The 2,598-nt window shown below is 76.8% G+C and carries 2 protein-coding genes and 2 pseudogenes; 3 read left to right on the top strand and 1 reads right to left on the bottom strand.

The features are described 5' to 3' along the window. The 3 genes and pseudogenes from AAHZ94_RS32410 to AAHZ94_RS32400 form a co-directional block, all read left to right on the top strand. Positions 1-297: pseudogene (locus AAHZ94_RS32410) on the top strand (hypothetical protein); the annotation flags it as partial. Positions 298-301: 4 nt separating this feature from the next. Further along, positions 302-961 carry a response regulator transcription factor gene (locus AAHZ94_RS32405; RefSeq protein ID WP_349997283.1) on the top strand — a complete coding sequence of 220 codons (660 nt, stop codon included), beginning with the start codon at positions 302-304 and terminating at the stop codon, positions 959-961. Between the two features lie 185 nt (positions 962-1,146). Beyond that, positions 1,147-2,304 (top strand): ROK family transcriptional regulator, encoded by a 1,158-nt coding sequence (locus AAHZ94_RS32400; RefSeq protein WP_349997282.1) that lies wholly within the window; start codon positions 1,147-1,149, stop codon positions 2,302-2,304. Positions 2,305-2,392: 88 nt separating this feature from the next. Here the strand turns inward: AAHZ94_RS32400 and AAHZ94_RS32395 are convergent. Continuing rightward, a pseudogene (locus AAHZ94_RS32395) lies at positions 2,393-2,598 on the bottom strand (hypothetical protein); the annotation flags it as partial.

Raw genomic sequence — 2,598 nt, 5'->3', positions numbered from 1 at the left:
CCCGCCGCCCGCGCCCTTGTGGGCCCCACCCCCCGCCCCCCGCCCGGGCCGGGCCGGGGGGGGGGGGCCCACGGGGGCGCCCCGACCGGCAACGGCCCCATCGGCGGCCGGGGCCTGCGCGGGGTGCGCGAGCGGGCCGCGCTGCTCGGCGGCGACGCCAACGCCGGGCCCGCCGGCGACCAGTGGCGGGTGCACGTACGGCTGCCGCTGGCTCCCGAGGCCCCCCGAAACACCCGCCCCACCAGCGACGATCGCCGGACCACCCGGCCGGGCAGCGGCGCTGCCGCACTAGGCTGACCGGATGCCGGTGACCGTACTGCTCGTCGACGATGAGGCCCTCGTACGGGCCGGGCTGCGCGCGATCCTGACGGCGCAGCCGGACATCGAGGTGGTCGGCGAGGCCGCGGACGGGGCAGCCGTGGTGCCGCTGGTGCGACAGTTGCGGCCCGATGTGGTGGCCATGGACGTACGGATGCCGCTGCTCGACGGCATCGAGGCGACCCGGGCCGTGCTCCGCGCCCTGCCCGAGCCGCCGAAGGTGCTGGTGGTGACGACGTTCGAGAACGACGCGTACGTCTATGAGGCGCTGCGCGCGGGCGCCGCCGGATTCCTGCTCAAGCGGGCCCGCCCGGCCGAGATCGTGCACGCCGTGCGGCTGGTGGCGGCGGGTGACTCGCTACTGTTTCCGGCCGCCGTACGGGCCCTGGCGCAGGCCCACGGCCCGGCGCGGGCCCCGGCGGCGTTGGAGCACGCTGCGCTGACCGCCCGCGAGGGCGAGGTGCTGCGGTTGATGGCCCGCGGCCTGTCCAACGCGGAGATCGCGCACCGGCTCGTGGTCGGCACCGAGACGGTCAAGACGCACGTCAGCGCGGTGCTCGCCAAGCTCGGCGCGCGTGACCGCACCCAGGCGGTGATCGCCGCGTACGAGTCGGGGTTCGTCGCGCCGCAGGAGGGAACCTGAGCTTGGCACGGCGCGCGCACCCGCACCGCACCCGGTGGCGGCGATCGCCGACCGGTGGCCGCCGACGGCGTCTGCGGGGCGGGTGACGTGCACGGAGATGGCTCATTGTGAGGCCCGAAGAGGAGTCGCCGGGACCCGCGGTAGCGGATACGATCCGGCAGACACTCACAGGTAGGGAGGCCGGATTGGGGCGGCTCACCGGCGGGGACCCGTCGTTGCTGCGGCGGATCAACTCCGCCGTGGTGTTGCAGGCGCTGCGGGCGATCGACTCCGCGACCCTCACGGATCTGGTGCGGGACACCGGGCTGTCGCGGCCCACGGTCGAGGGTGTGATCGAGGGGCTGACGGAGAGCGGTCTGGTGGTGGAGACGCCCGCCGAGGAGGGCGAGGCCCGCCGGCAGGGGCGTCCGGCGCGCAGGTTCCGGTTCCGTACCGAGGCGGGGCACCTGTGCGGCATCGAGATCGGCCCGCACCGCGTCTCGGCGCTCCTGTCCGACCTGGGCGGCCGGCTGCTCGGCTCGATGTCCCGGGAGGTCACGGTCGAGGCCACGGCCGACGAGCGGCTGGGGCGGCTGCGCGAGGGCGTGGCCGACATGTTGAAGCGCGCCGGGGTGGCCCGCAGTTCGCTGCGGGCGGTGGGCGTGGGCAGCCCCGGCATCGTGGACGCCGACGGCACCGTACGGCTGAGCACGGCGCTGCCCGGCTGGACCGGGCTGCCGCTCGGCGAGCGGCTGCGCCGCTCCTTCCGCTGCCCGGTCCTGGTGGAGAACGACGCGAACACGGCGGCCGTCGCCGAGCACTGGCAGGGCGCGGCGACCCACTCCAACGACGTCGTCTTCGTCCTGGCCGGGCTGAGTCCCGGGGCCGGGGCGCTGATCGGCGGGCGGCTGCACCGTGGCTTCGGGGGCGCGGCCGGGGAGATCGGCGCGCTGCACCTGCTGGGCGGCGAGGCGACGCCCGAGGAGGTGCTCTCGACCACCGGCGAGCCGCTGCACCCGCTGGACGAGGAGCAGGTGGCCCGGGTCTTCGCACTGGCCAGGGCGGGCGACCCGGGGGCCAGGGCGGCCGAGGCGCGGTTCACCCGCCGGCTGGTGCACGACGTCACCGCGCTGGTCCTCGCGCTGGACCCGGAGTTGGTCGTGGTCGGCGGCTGGGCGGCCGGGCTCGACGGCCTGCTCGACCCGCTGCGCACCGAACTCGCCCGCTACTGCCTGCGCCCGCCCCTGGTCGACCAGTCCATCCTCGGCGAGGCCGCCATCGCCACCGGCGCGCTCCGCCTGGCGCTCGACCACGTGGAGGAAGAACTGTTCGCGGTGGAGAGCACGGTGACGGCCCGTCGGTGAGGCGGGGCGCGCCCGTGGGGCTGGCGTGCTGTGTGTGGGCGGCGTCGGTGTGTTGGGGGGCGGCGTCGGTGTGCGGGCCCGGGCTCCGTTAGCTGGCCGGCCAGCCGAAGCTGTGGAACGGGGACGGGGGGCACGGGACCGGGCTCGGGTTCGGCCGGTGGGCGGGTCCGCTTCGACGCGGGTGGGGGGGGGGGGGGCCCGCCGCCGGGCCCCGGGGCCCCCCCCGGCGCGGGCCGAGCTTGCGGTTGTAGAGCCGGCTGACCAGGCGGAGCTGCGGGCTGAGCCGGCGGGCGG

It is taken from the genome of Streptomyces sp. HSW2009 (assembly GCF_040240285.1).
Classification (GTDB): domain Bacteria; phylum Actinomycetota; class Actinomycetes; order Streptomycetales; family Streptomycetaceae; genus Streptomyces.
This window is presented reverse-complemented; position numbering and strand designations above follow the sequence as displayed.